The organism is Sphingomonas sp. CFBP 13706 (genome assembly GCF_014842355.1).
In the GTDB taxonomy this organism is placed as follows: domain Bacteria; phylum Pseudomonadota; class Alphaproteobacteria; order Sphingomonadales; family Sphingomonadaceae; genus Sphingomonas; species Sphingomonas aerolata.
The window spans coordinates 91,879-106,749 of the sequence record NZ_JACYVM010000006.1; the positions used below are offsets into that span (position 1 = coordinate 91,879).

Here is a 14,871-nt window from a genome sequence, read left to right on the forward strand (position 1 = left end):
AATAGCATGGCAAATGTCGATGGCAGCTGGGATTGCGTCGTGAAGTCGCCGCTGGGCGATCAGAAGATGACGCTGACCGTGAACAGCGCGGACACCAGCTTTTCGGGCGCGGTGTCGGGTGCGATGGGCGGCATGGATGTGACCGGCGAGGTCGATGGCGACACGCTGAGCTGGAAGCAGGCGATGACCGTGCCGATGCCGATGACGCTCGACTGCAAGGCGACCGTCGATGGCGACACGATGACCGGTACCGTCGGTGCAGGCGCCTTCGGCAGCTTCCCGCTGTCGGGAACGCGCACCGCTTGATCGCCTCTGGCATCATGACGTGACGAAGAACGGCCCGTCTTCCCGGTGGAAGGCGGGCCGTTTGCATTTCGGAGAGTGGGATGAGTTTGAAGATCCATCGCCGTGCGGTGCTCGCCGGCACGATGCTGGGCGGCGCGGCGTCGCTGGTACCGGCGCTCGCGCAGGCGGCCGAGGCGCCCGCGACGCCGCTGTCGCGACTGTTCGACCAGCTCGTCCAGGCGCAGTTGCGGCGCAGTCCCGAGAGTGCGACCTCGCTCGGGCTCGACACCGGCGCCAATGCCGATCTGCGCGCGAAGCTGTCGGATCCGTCGGCGGCGGGGATCGCCGCGGCGAAGGCCCAGACCAGGGCCGAGCTGGCGCAGCTTGCAGCGATCGACCGCGCCGGGCTGTCGCCGGCGGAGCGGATCGACCTCGACTGCGTGATCTATACGCGGCGGTCGGCGGCGGCGGTGCAGGCGTTTGATTTCGGCGGCACGTCCTATGGCCCCAGCCCCTATGTCGTGTCGCAGCTGTCGGGTGCGTATCAGTCGGTGCCCGATTTCCTCGACACCAAGCACCGGATCGAGACGAAGGGCGACGCCGACGCCTATCTGCAACGGCTCCAGGCGTTTGCCGGACAGATCGACGCGAACACCGCGCGCATGCGGCATGACGCGGGCGTCGGCGTCGTCGCCCCCGACTTCATCCTCGACCTCGCGCTCGACCAGATGACCAAGACGCGCCAGCCCGCGACCGAGGCGCTGGTCGTGCAGAGTCTCGTCCGGCGCGCGGCGGCCAAGGGGCTGGGCGAAAGCTATGGCCGCGATGCCGCGCGGATCTATGACGCGGCGGTGCTGCCCGCGCTCGACCGGCAGATCGCGGCGACCCGCGACCTCCGCCGGACGGCCACGCATGATGCCGGCGTGTGGAAGCTGAAGGAGGGCGCCGCCTTCTATCCCGCCGCGTTGCACGCAACGACGACGACCAATTTGTCACCCGACGAGGTGCACAGGTTCGGGCTCGACCAGGCGAAGATGCTGTCGGCGCAGCTCGATACGCTGTTGCGCAAACAGGGGTACAGCAAGGGGAGCATCGGCGCGCGGATGGCCGCGCTCTACAAGAATCCCGACCAGCTCTATCCCAACACCGATGCGGGCAAGCGCGAGGCGATCGCCTATTGCAACGACCGGCTCGCGGCGATCCGCGCGAAGCTGCCCAGCGTGTTCGAGCGGATGCCACCTTATGGCTTCGAAGTGCGGCGCGTGCCTGCGCAGACCGAGGCCGGTGCCGCCGCGGCGTTCGCGCAGCCACCGGCGATCGATGGCTCGCGCCCGGGGTTGGTCTATTTCAATCTGAAGGACAGCGCCGACTGGCCCAAATTCTGCCTCGCGACGACGGTCTATCATGAGGGACTGCCGGGGCATCAGATGGAGAGCGGGCTCGCGCTGTCGAACACCCGGCTGCCGCTGATCCGCAAGATGACGAGCTTTTCGGGCTATGGCGAGGGATGGGCGCTCTATGCCGAACAGCTCGCGGACGAGATCGGTATGTATGACGACGATCCGCTCGGGCGGCTCGGCTATCTGAAGTTCCAGCTGTTCCGCGCGAACCGCTGTGTCGTCGATACGGGCATCCATCACCTGCGCTGGACCCGCGAACAGGCGATCCGCCATTTCATCGACGCGGAAGGCGAGGCGGAGGGCTTCGCGACTCGCGAGGTCGAGCGCTATTGCGTCAATCCGGGCCAGGCGGCGAGCTACAAGCTTGGCCATTCGGTGTTCGTCGATATCCGCGAGCGCGCCAAGGCGAAGATGGGCACGGCGTTCGACCTCAAGGCCTATCATGCGGCGGTGCTCGCTTATGGGCGCGTACCGCTCGATATGCTGCGCGAGATCGGCGATGCCTGGATCGCGAAAGGCTGAACGAGGGGCGCGCTGAGCGGCCGGCCGCGTAACTCTACGTAATCGCCCGTTAAAGCCTGACCGTGCAAGGGGAGGGGGATGCCGAGTGCTCCCCCTCGATGACGCGTGCCGTCCGCCCAAGGCCCGATCCGGTCATCAGCGTCGTCATGCCGGTGTATAATGGCGCAGCCTTGTTGCCCGCCACGCTCGATAGCCTCGCCGCGCAGTCTTTCACCGATTTCGAGGTGATCGTCGTCGACGACTGCTCGACCGACGCGACCCGCGCCTGCGTCGCGGGCTGGTCCGATCCGCGCGTCAGGCTGGTGGCGATGCCGGTCAATGGCGGCCCGGTGCTGGCGCGCAACGCCGGGGTCGCTGCAGCGCGGGGCCGCTATATCGCCGCACTCGATGCCGATGATCTGTGTCGCCCCGACCGCTTCGCCCGCCAGGTCGCGTATCTGGAGGCGAACCCGGCGACCGTGCTGCTCGGCACGGCGGCGGACCTGCTCGTCGACGGCGTCATCAGGCCGTCCGACCATGCCGCGATCACCACGCCCATGCTCATCGATTGGCTGACGGGAATCGAGAACCCGCTGATCTGGTCATCGGTCATGATTCGCGGCGACGCGGCGCGGCGGCTCGATCCGTTCATGCGGCCCGAGCGGCTCTATGCGGAGGATTTCGACCTGTATCAGCGGATCCGCCGGTTCGGCGCGATCGCACGCCTCGACGAGCCGCTGATGGTGTACCGCGTGCACGCGGGCGGGGTGTCGAAGCGGTTCACCGAGCGGATGGAGACCGTGACCGCTGCGATTCTGGCCGAGCGGCATGCCGATCTGTTCCGCGAACAGGTGGACCGGATCGCGGCGCTGATCGTGGCGCACATCCTGGCACGGCGCCCGGTGCGCGATCGCGCTGCGTTGATGGCGCTGGGCAGCGCACTGGGGGCGATCCAGACCGAGTTTCTCGCACGGCATCGCTGTTCGGCGGAAGATCGCCGGCTGATCCGATGGGAAACCGCGCGGCGCTGGCGCGGTATCGGGCGGGCCGGCCTGCGTGCGGGGACGCTCGGGGTCGCCGACCTGCTCGCCGCGCGGCCGGCGCATCTCGGGCTTGGCTATGCCGGGCTGCCCGCGCTGTTATGGTCCGGGGCGATCGGCGGCGTGCGCCGCGCGATGCGCCAACCGGCGCGCGTGCCTTAGACCTTGGCGGCGAAGATCATCCGACCCTGACCCAGGCGTGCAAACACCTGGTCGAGATCCTTCTCGCCGACGGCAAAGCAGCCCTGGCTGCGGCCGAGCATGCCGTGCGACGCGATCATGTCCTTGTTCGCATACCAGGCCGAATGGACGACGATCGCCCGACCGAGTGCGTTGTTGTTGGTGCGATCGAGCCCGATCAGCCGCTGCGACCGACCATGTTTGCCGACGTAATAATCGTCGGTCACGAAGGCGCCTTCCGACGACGCATTCGAGCCGAACGCGTTCGAGAAGCGCTCGAGATAGCCGGTATGCGCCGGGTCCGAGCCGCTGCCGTGCGACACGAGCAGCGACGTGCTGCGGCCGCTGGCGAGGTCGACGAAGTGGAACCGCGGCTGCGACGACGAGGCGGTGAAATCGGCGATCGCGATCCGGTCGTGATGCGGGATCCGGCTGCCGTTGCGACCCAGCGCGGCCATCGCCTGGCGCAGCAATTCGGGGCGCACGACGCGCGACGACGAAATCGGCATCGCCGGCGAACGCGGCAATGGTGGCTGAGTCATCGGCTTCAAATCGCGTGCCGTAAGACGTTGTGTTGCAGATACCGCACTCGGAACTGCAAGTGCACCGGCCAATACAAGGCCGTTCTTTAGAATGGCACGACGATCTCGCCGTGCGCCCTGTTCATCGTACATCGAAATTCCCGAAAAACCCCAATCCCGTGACCCTCTCTATAGCGTAGAAATGATGAACATTCCTCAACCATTTCCACCAGTTGTCGTGATGTTCCTTCTGTCCGCCCCGGTAAGGAGGCGGTTCGTCGTAGGCCGGCGCGCAGCGGAGTGACTCTTCGATCGGCCAGGGGCGTCGGCGCGGGGTGCCATAACGGGCGACACGATTGGTCCTGACGCGGCACATCCGATGCGCGGTCTTCGGGCGTTTCTATGGGAAGTACGGGCACGCATCGTCGTGCGCGCACGGTTCAGCGCGGGGGCGTCTCGCCCGTAGCGGCAATCGGCAGGCCCAGTTCAACGAGTCGCGACCGGAAGCTGGCGGCATCGGTGAACAGCACCGATTCGATCCCTAGCGCGCGTGCGGCGGCGATATTGGCCGCATTGTCGTCGACGAACACCGTCTCGTTCGCACGCACGCCGAATCGATCGAGCGCGAGCCGATAGATGGCGGGGTCGGGCTTCATAATCTTCTCGTCGCCCGACACGACGATGTCGCGGAAGCGGTCGAACATCGCCGATTCGCGGGTGCGAAACGGCGGCCAGAATTCGTGGCTGAAATTGGTGATCGCGAACAGCGGCACATCCGCCGCGTCGAGATCGCGGACGAGTTCGTGCATCCCCGCAATCGCCGGGCCGATACTCTCGTTGAAGCGCGGGCCCCAGACGGCGATCAGGTCGGCATGCTGCGGATGCAACGCGGCCAGCTCCGCCGAGGTGTCGGCGAAGTCGCGACCAGCATCATGCTGGAAATGCCAGTCGATCGTGACGACATCGCGCAGGAACGCGTCGAGCGCCCGATCGTCATCGATCAGGCGCTCGTACAGGATCCGGGGATCCCAATCGTACAGGACACGACCGACGTCAAAAATGACGCTGGTCTTCAGGGGTTTAGCCCTGGCGTGCCTTGAAGCGACGGTTGGTCTTGTTGATGACGTAGGTACGGCCACGACGACGGATCACGCGGTTATCGCGGTGACGATCCTTGAGCGACTTCAGGGAATTGCGGATCTTCATGATCGATTCGCTTCTTTTCAAATCTAGGTGTGCGGAAAGACGGGATCGCCTAATGGCGGGGTGTGTCCAAGTCAAGCAACAGACGCACTCGTTCCGGCCGGGAACCCTCCCGGCTGGTCCAAGCGTTACTGTAGCGCAACATTCTAAGGAAGTCCCGATGGCGGTTCGTTCGATCATGGTTCTCGCGCTGGCGGGCGCATCCCTCACGGCCTGCGCGACCGGTCCGTCGCTGCCGCCGACCGAGGTCTTGCGCTATCACCTCGGCGAGCCACTCGACCGCGGCACGATCGCGGTACAGCCGCTGACCGCGGGCGCGCCGGCGAGCCTCGAGTTCAAGAGCTATGCCGCCGCCGTGCAGGGGCAGCTGATCAAGGTCGGGTACAACCCGCCCGCGCCGGGTGCCAAGCCGATGCTGATCGCGACCGTCGCCTTTACGCGTACCACGCAGGCGGGGCCGCCCAAGCGGTCGCCGTTCAGCGTCGGGATCGGCGGCGGTGGCTTCAGCGGCGGCCGGGGCGGCGGCGGTGTGGGGCTTGGCGGCGGGGTCGGCTTCCCGATCGGCGGGGGCGGCCGCGACGCGATTCTGGTCACCGAGATGGCGGTGACGATCAAGCGGTCGCTCGACCAGTCGCCGGTCTGGGAGGGGCGCGCGCAGACCTTCGCCGACGCAAGGAAGCCCGATGCGACGAGCCAGATCCAGGCCGAAAAGCTCGCCAGCGCGCTGTTCGCGGGGTTCCCCGGCGAGTCCGGTCGCACTATCCAGGTGAAATGAACGATCGCCCGATGACCGCCGCCGCCACCACGCCTCTCGCCATCAACGCCGCCTTCGATGGCGGCAATATCCGTCTCGTGCGGGTCGATGGCGACCGGATCGACCTGGAAATCGTCAAGGACCGTGACTCCGACTATTTTCAGTGGTTCTACTTCCGCGTGGCGGGGGCGGCGGGCCGGACGCTGAGCTACCGGATCCTCAATGCCGGTAGTTCGGCCTATCCGTTCGGCTGGCCCGGTTACAAGGCGCGGGCGAGCACCGATCGGCAGGCGTGGCGGATGATCGAAACGCGCTACGCCGATGGCGTGTTGGAATTCGATTTCACCGCCGAGACCGACCTCGCCTGGTTCGCTTATTTCGCGCCGTACACGATGGAGATGCATGCGGCGCTGGTCGCGCGAACCGCCCTGCTGCCGGGCGTCACGCACCGCGAGCTTGGCCAGTCGCTCGACGGGCAGGCGATCGATGCCTTCACGATCGGCACCGGGCTCAAGCAGGTGTGGATCTATGGCCGCCAGCATCCCGGCGAATCGATGACCGAATGGTGGATGGAGGGCGCGCTGGAGCGGCTGACCGATTCGGCCGACCCGGTGACCGCGACGCTGCTGGAAAAGGCGACGTTCCACGTCGTGCCGAACATGAACCCCGATGGCACGTACCGCGGGCATCTGCGCACCAATGCGGTCGGGGTGAACCTCAACCGCGAATGGGCGACGCCGAGCGCGGAAAAGAGCCCCGAAGTCTTGTGCGTCCGCAACGCGATGGACGTGACCGGCGTCGACGTCGCGATGGACATTCATGGCGACGAGGCGATCCCGGCGAACTTCATCGCGGGCTATGAGGGCATCCCGTCCTGGACCGATGCACACGGCGAGAAATTCTACGATTATGGCCGCCGTCTCGCGGCGCATACGCCCGATTTCCAGACCGAGAAGGGCTATCCCAAATCCGCGCCCGGCACCGCCAACCTGTCGATGTCGACCAACCAGCTTGCCGAGCGCTTCGGCGCGGTGTCGATGACGCTCGAGATGCCGTTCAAGGATCATGACGCGAATCCCGATGCCGAATTTGGCTGGTCGCCGGAACGGTCGAAGCAGCTTGCGCATGCCATGCTCGAGACGCTCGCGGATGTAATCGACGCGATCTGATCCCTAACCGTCAGCCTGACTTTCGTCAGGATGACGGTTAGGGGGCAATCGCCGCATTTCCATTTCGTCCCTCGCCATTGCAGGAGCCCGCATGCCCAAACTCGTCCTGATCCGCCACGGCCAGTCCAGCTGGAACCTCGAAAACCGTTTCACCGGCTGGTGGGACGTCGAAATGACCGCCAAGGGCGAGGCCGAGGCCAAGGCCGCCGGCGAGCTGATGGCGGCCAAGGGGCTCGATTTCGACCAGACCTTCGTCAGCCTGCAGACGCGCGCGATCAAGACGCTGAACATCGCGCTCGAGGCGATGGGGCGGCTCTGGCTGCCAGTCGAGAAGGACTGGCGGCTGAACGAGCGGCATTATGGCGGGCTCACCGGGCTCGACAAGGCCGAGACCGCGGCCAAGCACGGCGACGCGCAGGTCCATATCTGGCGCCGCAGCTTCGACGTGCCGCCGCCCCCGCTCGAGGATGGCAGCGAGTTCGACCTGTCGAAGGACCGGCGGTATGACGGCATCACCATTCCGAAGGCCGAAAGCCTGAAGGACACGATCGATCGCGTGCTGCCCTATTGGGACGCGCGGATCGCGCCGGCGCTGAAGGACGGACAGCGCGTGCTGATCTCGGCACACGGCAATTCGCTGCGTGCGCTGGTCAAGCACCTGTCGAACATCCCGGACGACGAGATCACGAGCCTCGAGATTCCGACGGGTCAGCCGATCGTGTACGATCTGGACGCGAACCTAAACGCGACCGATCGTTACTATCTGAGCGAGCGGTAAGCCTTTCTTCTCGAATGACCCACGCCGGCGAGATGCGCCACCCCGGCGAAGGCCGGGGCCCAGTTGGAAAGGTAGCAGTAACGGGGCGCCGTGCTTCGTTGACGGCATCCCCCAACTGGACCCCGGCCTCCGCCGGGGAGTGCGGTCGGAAATGGCGGCAATCGCGTTTGCCGGTCGATCCGTACGATGCCACCAACAGCGTTGCCCTCGTCCCCCCGCGTCGCTAGGCACGGCGCTTCCTGAAGCGGGGGGCGAAATTGGCTCTAATCGGCATCATCATGGGCAGCACCTCCGATTGGGAGACGATGCGCCACACCGCCGAGACGCTCGATGCGCTCGGTGTCGCGTACGAGACCAGGGTCGTCTCCGCGCATCGTACCCCGCAGCGGCTTTACGACTATGCGACCACCGCCGCCGATCGGGGCCTGAAGGTCGTGATCGCGGGCGCGGGCGGCGCGGCGCATCTGCCCGGCATGGCGGCCGCGATGACCCACCTGCCCGTGCTCGGCGTGCCGGTCGAATCCAAGGCGCTGAAGGGCATGGATAGCCTGCTGTCGATCGTCCAGATGCCCGGCGGCATCCCGGTGGGCACGCTGGCGATTGGCAAGCCCGGCGCGATCAACGCGGGGCTGCTCGCCGCGGCGATCGTCGCGACCGCCGACGATGCGCTGGCCGAGCGGCTGAAAGCCTGGCGCGCCGCGCAGACCGATTCCGTCGCCACCGACCCAGCCTGAAAGACGCCGACATGACGCCGCTTCCCCCCGGATCGACCATCGGCATTCTCGGTGGCGGACAGCTCGGCCGGATGCTTGCCACCGCCGCGGCGCAGCTCGGCTATCACACGCATGTGCTCGCCCCCGACCAGGAGAGCGTCGCCGCGCAGTCCGCCTCGACGATGACGCGCGCCGATTATCACAACCGGATCGTGCTCGCTGACTTTGCCGACGCCTGCGACGTGGTGACCTATGAATTCGAGAATATCGCGGTCGAGCCGGTCGAATGGCTCGCCGACCGTGTGCCCGTGCATCCAAGCCCGCGCGCCTTGCGGGTCGCACAGGAGCGGATCGGCGAGAAGCGCTTCGTCGAGAGCGTCGGTGGCCGGCCCGCGAAATGGGCGGCGGTCGACAGCCTTGCGAGCCTGCGCGAGGGACTGGCGCGCGTCGGGACGCCCGCGGTGCTCAAGACCGCGCGGTTCGGCTATGACGGCAAGGGGCAGGTGAAGATCGATGCGCCCGAGGGTGCACAGGACGCCTGGGATGCGATCGGCGGCCCCGCAGTGCTCGAGGCGTTCGTGCCGTTCGAGCATGAATTCTCGATCCTGATCGCGCGCGGGCTGGATGGCAGCATCGTCCGCTACGCGCCGCCGCTCAACCTCCACCGCGATGCGATCCTGCGGCACTCTACCGTGCCCGCGCCCGCCGCGGTGCTGGCGCAGGCGGACGAGGCGGCGGCGCTCGCCGAGCGGATCGCGACCGAGCTCGACTATGTCGGCGTGCTGGCCTGCGAATTCTTCGTCGGCGCGGACGGGCCGGTGTTCAACGAGATGGCGCCGCGGGTGCATAATTCGGGGCACTGGACGATCGAGGGCGCCGAATGCTCGCAGTTCGAGAACCATATTCGCGCGATCTGCGGCCTGCCGCTCGGCGCACCGACGCTGACCGGGCGCGAGGCGACGATGGAGAATCTGATCGGCAGCGACGTGGATCGCTGGCAGGATCTGCTCGCCGAACCGGGCGCGCATCTCCACCTCTACGGCAAGGGGACGGCGCGGCCCGGCCGCAAGATGGGTCACGTCACGCGGGTGCGGCGCTAGGCGCGGCACCCGCTGCGCGTCACTTCGCCGGGGGCTTGCCCGCAAGATCCTGCATTGCGTGCGCCAGTTCGATCCACATCGCGCCTTCGGGGATGACATATTCATTCTCGCCCCAGAAGAACGGCCAGTCCTCGTGATTTTCAGGGAAATCGGGTTTCACGATCAGGACGCCCGGCACCACGCCGCCGGCGATGAACGAGAAGTCGGCGCGGTTGTTGCCGTATGCGACCTCCTTGGATCGTGTCCCGACACCCGACACGAACGAGATGTCCGAACCGGGGTGATGCCCCAGCAGGAACTCCGCACCGCGGAACACCGGATCGGCGGGCATGATGTCCGGAAACGCCTTGTGCAGCGCATAGGCGTTCAGCGCACCGGCGATCACCGTGCCGCTACCAGCCCAGCCCCCCGTCGTGATCGGCACGCCGAACGGGTTTGCCGCCGCCGCCTTGACCGTCGCCGCCGCATAGGCGCGGACCGCGGGGATCATGCCCTCGCGATAGCTTTGCGGCATAAGCGGGATCGCGGCGACGGCGTCGCGCAGGTTGAACGCGAAGCGCCGCTCCATCGCCGGCCATAGCGTCTGGACCGCGGTGGCGAAGCGCGGGTCGCGCGTCGTGCGCAGCAACTCGACAGCGGCGGCGAACCGCTCCGAGTCGAGCGGGCCACCGGTGGTGTTGCCGTGCTGGTACAGGTCGGGGGCATGAGTCTGCTCCTCCGCCCAGATGCGCGTCGCGATTCCCAGCGCCGTCTTGGCCAATGCCGGATCGGCTTCGGCAAGCGAGCGCGATGCGGCGGCAAGCGCGGCGATCGAACCATAATTGAGTGCCGAGGCCTTGGTCGTGAAGGCCCAGCGATCGTCGGGCGTCCCGCTGCGGCCACCGCGTTCCTCGCCGAGCTTCAGCGCCGGATCATGGATCAGCCCGTCGGTCTTGGTCGATGCGTCGCCGAGATGCGTATATTGCGCGACGTCGGGCTCGACGATGCCGTGGATCGCATGGCCGACCGCATCGAACTGGGCAACCAGCTGGAGCGTGCCATGGCGGATCTGCTCGAGCAGATCGGGCGTGCCGTCGGGGACGTGGATCTCGGTCCGGCGGCGGGTCCAGTCGACCGCGGTCGTGTCGCGCGTCGGGCGCCACCGTTCCCAGGTGTCGACCAGCGACCGGACGACCTGATATTGCGACTGGGTACGGATGTCGAAATCGCCCGCGTCGAACCAGCCGCCGACCGCGAGACCGGGGATATGCTCCCCCGGCTTGTACTTTGTATCGGTGGTCGGACCCTGCGCGTAGAGATCGATATGTTCGTGGTTCAGCGGCGCCTGGCGCGCATCGTCGCGGTGCGCGTCGCCATGCCACACGCGATAGCCCTCGTTCACGTACATGTGATCCATTGCGACGGGGAAGTAGACGTCGAGCGTCGGATGCCATGCGCCCGCATAGACGTCGTCGGCGATGCGGAACGGCGCGGTGCGCGTTGCGCCATATTCGAGCATGTAGAGCCCGGGCTGGCGGACGTCGCTGAAGTCGAGCTGCCGGTAATTGTAGCGCAGATAATCGCCCCAGCGGGTCGCCGGTGCGGTCTTGACCGCGGTCGTGCTGCCATCGGTGCCGACCCGGAGCAACCGCGCCGGTGCCGTCGTGCGATCGTTGCGATCGAGCTCGATCGTCGCGACCTTGCGTGCGCCGGGGGCATAGCCGAGCTGCGAATGCGCGATCACGGGCGCGCGCAGCCAGCCCGGGACGCTGTTCGGCTGAACCTCCCATTCGAGCACGGTCCCGATCCGCCCGGCAGGCAGGAGCGAGCGGAGCACGAACCAGCCATTCTGCGCCTGATTACGACCGTCGAACAGCTGCACCGGCGCGCTCGAGCGGATCGTCACGCGGCGGGCGGGATCCTCGGGCGCGAGGACGAAGCGGGTGCCCTGCGCAATGGCGTTCGGCTCTGCGCCAAGCCCCTCGGCGCGACCGCTCGCCGCATTGCGCTGTGGCGTCGCGGTCATCGTGTCGGCGGGGTGCAGCGGGAAGACGCCGCTGCCATCGTCGGCGATATAGCCGTGGTGGAAATAGGCGGCGGGGAGGAATTCGAGGTTGAATCCCGCCTTGCCCGCAAGCGCCGCGGGAACCGGCGCGTCGAGGATCACCGCCAGCGCGACGGCCGCGCCCTTGGTCGAGGAGCGGATCCGGTATCGCCAGTTATAGTCGGGATATTCGAGCGTGACGGTGACGGTGCCGGCCGCGCGATCGACCTGCCGGTCGACGAATCGCGCGGTCGCATCCCATTGCCCCGGCGTGGCGGACAGGCGCACATCGCCATTGGTCGCGATCCGTTCGCCCTGCTGGATGATCTCGACGCCGCTGATCTTCGAATCGGCGAACAGCCCGTCATACCAGTTCGAGAAGACCAGCACGTTGACGGCCGGCGCCTCGTAATAGCCCGCCTCGCCAAGCGTCGGTGCAACCGCGTCCGGGCGTGGAGCCCGACCTGTGCGGGCAGGGGTGATACGTGGTCGTGCGGTGGCATCCTGCGGGGCTGCGGCGTCGCGTGCTAGTGCACGCGCCACGCCGGGCGTCGCGGTCGAAACCAGTGTCCCCAGCAGGCAAAACCAAGCCGTTCCCGTCATATACCCTCTCCCAAGTCCCGGTATCGCCGATTGCTGATCGGTCAATCTTACTCAGACTATAGCGCTAACTTCTGGCGGCGCTACCATGTCATTAGGACCTGGAAAGCCAGCCGATACGCGGCTGGACATGATAGCGGTATCGACTTACGTTCGCACCTTACGAGCAGGGCAGGCATCGGGCGAAGGCGCCGGTGGATCGACCCGATGCCGTGGCGGAGGGAGAGAGATGACGGGGCTCATCACCGATCGAAGTCGCGCACCGCGGGGATCGCTTGTGCACTGGGCATGCGTGCCGTTGCTGGCAGGCCTGTCGCCCGGCACGGCGGCGGAGCCCTTGGCGAGGCCAGGTCCGGACTCAATCGCCGCCGTGGCGGATCCCCAGACTGCGGCCAGACCGATACCACCCGCGCTGGCGCCCTATTTCACGGCGGTGTCGGAGGCGACGACGACGCCCGACCGCGACGGCTTTCTGCGCCGCTGGTTGTTGCTCGAACCGATCGCCAAACCCAATCGCACGAACACCGGCTTTACCGCCACCTATGTCCGGCAGGCCCTGACCGCATCCCAGCCGGGGTCGCCGACCGCAATCCCGAGGGACGGGCAGGTCGAGACGGCCGCCGGGCCATTGCGCTGGCATGCGCTTGATTCGAGGGCGTTCGACGTCAAACTGTTTGACTTCGCCAAGGCACTGGGGGCGCCGGCCTATGGCGTGATATTCTGGGCGGTAACGATCGTCGACAGCCCCCGCGAGCAGCGCGACGTCCGCCTGGCGGTCGGTTCGAATGCGGCATCGATCTGGTGGTTGAACGGCACCGAGGCGGTCGGGCTGTTCAACGACCGTCGCATGGTGATGGACGACGTGCTGTCGGATCGCCTGACGCTCCGCAAGAGACGCAACGTCATCCGCGGCGCGGTGATCAACGGCCCCGGGCTGAGCAGCTTCTGCGTCCGCTTCGTCGACGAAGCCGGCCGCCCGATCACCGATCTGACGACCCATGTTCGATAGCGCCCGTCGCGATACCGCGGATCGGCAACAGCGAGGTACCCGGATGCGGTGCGGACTGATCGCGGTGTGCCTCGGGTTTGCGGGCGCAGCGCCCGCCGCCGCGCAATTGGCGGGCGAACCCTTCATTCACGATCCCTCGACCGTCACGCTGTCGGACGGGAAATACTACACGTTCGGCACCCGCGGCGGCGGGCTGGTGTCCGAAGACGGCTGGACCTGGCATGGCGGCCCCGAGCGGCCGGGCGGCGGCGTGGCGCCCGACGTCATCAGGATCGGCGACCGCTATTACGTCGCCTATGCGGTCGGCGGCGGGGGCATGGGGGGCGGCCATGCCAGCCAGGTCAAGATGATGTGGACGCTGTCGCTCGATCCGGCATCGCCGCGTTTCAAGTTCCACGACATCGGCGTCGTCGCGTCGAGCGACGGTGTCGAGACGGCGGATGCGATCGATCCTGCGTTTCTCTACGCCGAGGGGCGGTTGTGGCTGACCTACGGCACCTATTTCGGCCCGATCCGGATGATCGAACTCGACCCGAAGACGGGACTGCGCATGGCGGGCAACGCCCCCGTCGACGTGGCGATCGACATGGAGGCCACCGCGATGCTGTATCGCGACGGCTATTATTATCTGCTGGGGACGCACGGCACGTGCTGCGACGGGCCCAATTCGACCTATCACATTCGTGCCGGCCGGGCGCGCAGCCCGCTTGGCCCCTATCTCGACCATATGGGGATCCCGCTGCTGCGGGGCGGCGGCAAGATGGTCGTCAACGCGCGCGGCCGCCGCATCGGACCGGGGCATTTCGGACGGATCGCGCTCGCCGGCGGGATCGAGAAGCTGTCGCTGCATTATGAAGCCGACATGGATCGCAGCGGTCGGAGCGTCCTTGCGATCGAACCCCTGCGGTGGACCGACGGCTGGCCGGTCGTGGGCGAGACGGTGGCGCCGGGCACCTATGAGATCGCCTCCGAGCGCAGCGGCTATGCCTTGAGTCTGGCGACCGATATCGTCCGCATTCCGTTCGACGTCCGCCGCAGTTTCATGGCGGCCGCGACCGATCCGGTCGGGCCGATCCCCGACCAGACGCTGGCTCAGGATTCTGCCGACTGGCCACGCGGGCGGATCCGGGTGGATCTGGCGGACTATCTGGTGCGGCCGCATCAGTTGTGGACGATCACGCCGGTGCCCGCGGCGGGGGGATATTTCGGCGCCCCCTATTACCGGATCGCGATCGCAGGCACGTCGCGCATGCTTGCCGCCACCCCGAACGGGGAGGTCGAGACGATCACCGCCGCCACCGCAGGCGCCGAGCCCCTATGGCAGATCGATCAGCTCACCGACGGCAGTTACCGGATCAAACCGAAGGTCGTGCCCGGGGACGGGCGGGATCTCGCGCTGGTCGCGATCGGTGCGAGCACGCCGACCCTTGCGGCATTCGATCCGGCAAGCCCGGCGGGACGGTGGACGTTCAAGCGACCCTGACACGGCCGTCGGTCGCCAAGCGCAGTTGACGGATGCGTAGAGTCGACTACTCCTACTATTAACTTCAAAAGACGGGGCCTCGCCAAGGGGCCGAAAGGGAGAGCATGAACCG

General features: G+C 66.9%; 14 protein-coding genes. 10 read left to right on the forward strand and 4 right to left on the reverse strand.

Going from position 1 to position 14,871, the window contains the following annotated elements:
- Positions 1-6 precede the first annotated feature (6 nt).
- The 3 genes from IFS44_RS12915 (at position 7) to IFS44_RS12925 (ending at position 3,388) form a co-directional block, all read left to right on the forward strand.
- The gene (locus tag IFS44_RS12915; RefSeq protein WP_031439525.1) at positions 7-306 is read left to right on the forward strand and encodes a hypothetical protein; all 300 of its coding nucleotides are present in this window, start codon (positions 7-9) and stop codon (positions 304-306) included.
- Between the two features lie 80 nt (positions 307-386).
- On the forward strand, positions 387-2,207 hold the full coding sequence (locus IFS44_RS12920; protein WP_244650281.1) for a DUF885 domain-containing protein: 1,821 nt from the start codon (positions 387-389) through the stop codon (positions 2,205-2,207).
- 98 nt (positions 2,208-2,305) lie between these two features.
- The gene (locus IFS44_RS12925; protein ID WP_192098725.1) at positions 2,306-3,388 is read left to right on the forward strand and encodes a glycosyltransferase family 2 protein; all 1,083 of its coding nucleotides are present in this window, start codon (positions 2,306-2,308) and stop codon (positions 3,386-3,388) included.
- Here IFS44_RS12925 and IFS44_RS12930 read toward each other — a convergent pair.
- From IFS44_RS12930 to ykgO, 3 genes are all read right to left on the reverse strand, one after another.
- On the reverse strand, positions 3,385-4,080 hold the full coding sequence (locus IFS44_RS12930; protein WP_031439528.1) for a murein L,D-transpeptidase catalytic domain family protein: 696 nt from the start codon (positions 4,078-4,080) through the stop codon (positions 3,385-3,387). The two genes, IFS44_RS12925 and IFS44_RS12930, sit on opposite strands and share 4 nt — an antisense overlap.
- Positions 4,081-4,367: 287 nt before the next feature.
- A complete protein-coding gene (locus IFS44_RS12935; RefSeq protein WP_192098838.1) occupies positions 4,368-5,003 on the reverse strand; it encodes an HAD-IA family hydrolase in 636 nt (211 codons plus the stop codon).
- Between the two features lie 4 nt (positions 5,004-5,007).
- Positions 5,008-5,133 carry a type B 50S ribosomal protein L36 gene (ykgO, locus tag IFS44_RS12940; RefSeq protein WP_003046794.1) on the reverse strand — a complete coding sequence of 42 codons (126 nt, stop codon included), beginning with the start codon at positions 5,131-5,133 and terminating at the stop codon, positions 5,008-5,010.
- A 157-nt stretch (positions 5,134-5,290) separates the two neighbouring features.
- Here ykgO and IFS44_RS12945 point away from each other — a divergent pair, with 157 nt between their 5' ends.
- The 5 genes from IFS44_RS12945 to IFS44_RS12965 all read left to right on the forward strand — a co-directional run bounded on the left by IFS44_RS12945 (position 5,291) and on the right by IFS44_RS12965 (position 9,644).
- Positions 5,291-5,905, forward strand: a complete 615-nt coding sequence (locus IFS44_RS12945; RefSeq protein ID WP_031395071.1) for a hypothetical protein — start codon at positions 5,291-5,293, stop codon at positions 5,903-5,905.
- Positions 5,902-7,053 carry a M14 family metallopeptidase gene (locus IFS44_RS12950; RefSeq protein ID WP_244650283.1) on the forward strand — a complete coding sequence of 384 codons (1,152 nt, stop codon included), beginning with the start codon at positions 5,902-5,904 and terminating at the stop codon, positions 7,051-7,053. Before IFS44_RS12945 ends, IFS44_RS12950 begins: the two co-directional genes overlap by 4 nt.
- A 91-nt stretch (positions 7,054-7,144) precedes the next feature.
- The gene (gene gpmA, locus IFS44_RS12955) at positions 7,145-7,831 is read left to right on the forward strand and encodes a 2,3-diphosphoglycerate-dependent phosphoglycerate mutase (protein WP_192098727.1); all 687 of its coding nucleotides are present in this window, start codon (positions 7,145-7,147) and stop codon (positions 7,829-7,831) included.
- Positions 7,832-8,109: 278 nt separating this feature from the next.
- Complete coding sequence (gene purE / locus IFS44_RS12960) at positions 8,110-8,565, forward strand: 5-(carboxyamino)imidazole ribonucleotide mutase (protein WP_192098728.1); 456 nt, start codon at positions 8,110-8,112, stop codon at positions 8,563-8,565.
- 11 nt (positions 8,566-8,576) lie between these two features.
- Positions 8,577-9,644, forward strand: coding sequence for a 5-(carboxyamino)imidazole ribonucleotide synthase (locus IFS44_RS12965; protein ID WP_183936780.1), 1,068 nt, complete (start codon positions 8,577-8,579; stop codon positions 9,642-9,644).
- Between the two features lie 19 nt (positions 9,645-9,663).
- Here IFS44_RS12965 and IFS44_RS12970 read toward each other — a convergent pair whose 3' ends face one another.
- Positions 9,664-12,270, reverse strand: coding sequence for a glycoside hydrolase family 9 protein (locus tag IFS44_RS12970; RefSeq protein ID WP_192098729.1), 2,607 nt, complete (start codon positions 12,268-12,270; stop codon positions 9,664-9,666).
- Between the two features lie 226 nt (positions 12,271-12,496).
- Here IFS44_RS12970 and IFS44_RS12975 point away from each other — a divergent pair, with 226 nt between their 5' ends.
- On the forward strand, positions 12,497-13,276 hold the full coding sequence (locus tag IFS44_RS12975; RefSeq protein WP_244650285.1) for an acetylxylan esterase: 780 nt from the start codon (positions 12,497-12,499) through the stop codon (positions 13,274-13,276).
- Positions 13,266-14,759, forward strand: a complete 1,494-nt coding sequence (locus IFS44_RS12980; RefSeq protein ID WP_244650287.1) for a family 43 glycosylhydrolase — start codon at positions 13,266-13,268, stop codon at positions 14,757-14,759. Before IFS44_RS12975 ends, IFS44_RS12980 begins: the two co-directional genes overlap by 11 nt.
- The last annotated feature ends 112 nt before the right edge of the window (positions 14,760-14,871 follow it).

Bases quoted from the DNA above. Each gene is read 5' to 3' on its own strand.
- IFS44_RS12920 (WP_244650281.1), top strand. From the start codon at position 387: ATGAGTTTGAAGATCCATCGCCGTGCGGTGCTCGCCGGCACGATGCTG.
- gpmA (WP_192098727.1), top strand. From the start codon at position 7,145: ATGCCCAAACTCGTCCTGATCCGCCACGGCCAGTCCAGCTGGAACCTC.
- IFS44_RS12950 (WP_244650283.1), top strand. From the start codon at position 5,902: ATGAACGATCGCCCGATGACCGCCGCCGCCACCACGCCTCTCGCCATC.
- purE (WP_192098728.1), top strand. From the start codon at position 8,110: ATGGGCAGCACCTCCGATTGGGAGACGATGCGCCACACCGCCGAGACG.
- IFS44_RS12915 (WP_031439525.1), top strand. From the start codon at position 7: ATGGCAAATGTCGATGGCAGCTGGGATTGCGTCGTGAAGTCGCCGCTG.
- IFS44_RS12925 (WP_192098725.1), top strand. From the start codon at position 2,306: ATGACGCGTGCCGTCCGCCCAAGGCCCGATCCGGTCATCAGCGTCGTC.
- IFS44_RS12965 (WP_183936780.1), top strand. From the start codon at position 8,577: ATGACGCCGCTTCCCCCCGGATCGACCATCGGCATTCTCGGTGGCGGA.
- ykgO (WP_003046794.1), bottom strand. From the start codon at position 5,133: ATGAAGATCCGCAATTCCCTGAAGTCGCTCAAGGATCGTCACCGCGAT.
- IFS44_RS12930 (WP_031439528.1), bottom strand. From the start codon at position 4,080: ATGTACGATGAACAGGGCGCACGGCGAGATCGTCGTGCCATTCTAAAG.
- IFS44_RS12945 (WP_031395071.1), top strand. From the start codon at position 5,291: ATGGCGGTTCGTTCGATCATGGTTCTCGCGCTGGCGGGCGCATCCCTC.
- IFS44_RS12975 (WP_244650285.1), top strand. From the start codon at position 12,497: ATGACGGGGCTCATCACCGATCGAAGTCGCGCACCGCGGGGATCGCTT.
- IFS44_RS12970 (WP_192098729.1), bottom strand. From the start codon at position 12,270: ATGACGGGAACGGCTTGGTTTTGCCTGCTGGGGACACTGGTTTCGACC.
- IFS44_RS12980 (WP_244650287.1), top strand. From the start codon at position 13,266: ATGTTCGATAGCGCCCGTCGCGATACCGCGGATCGGCAACAGCGAGGT.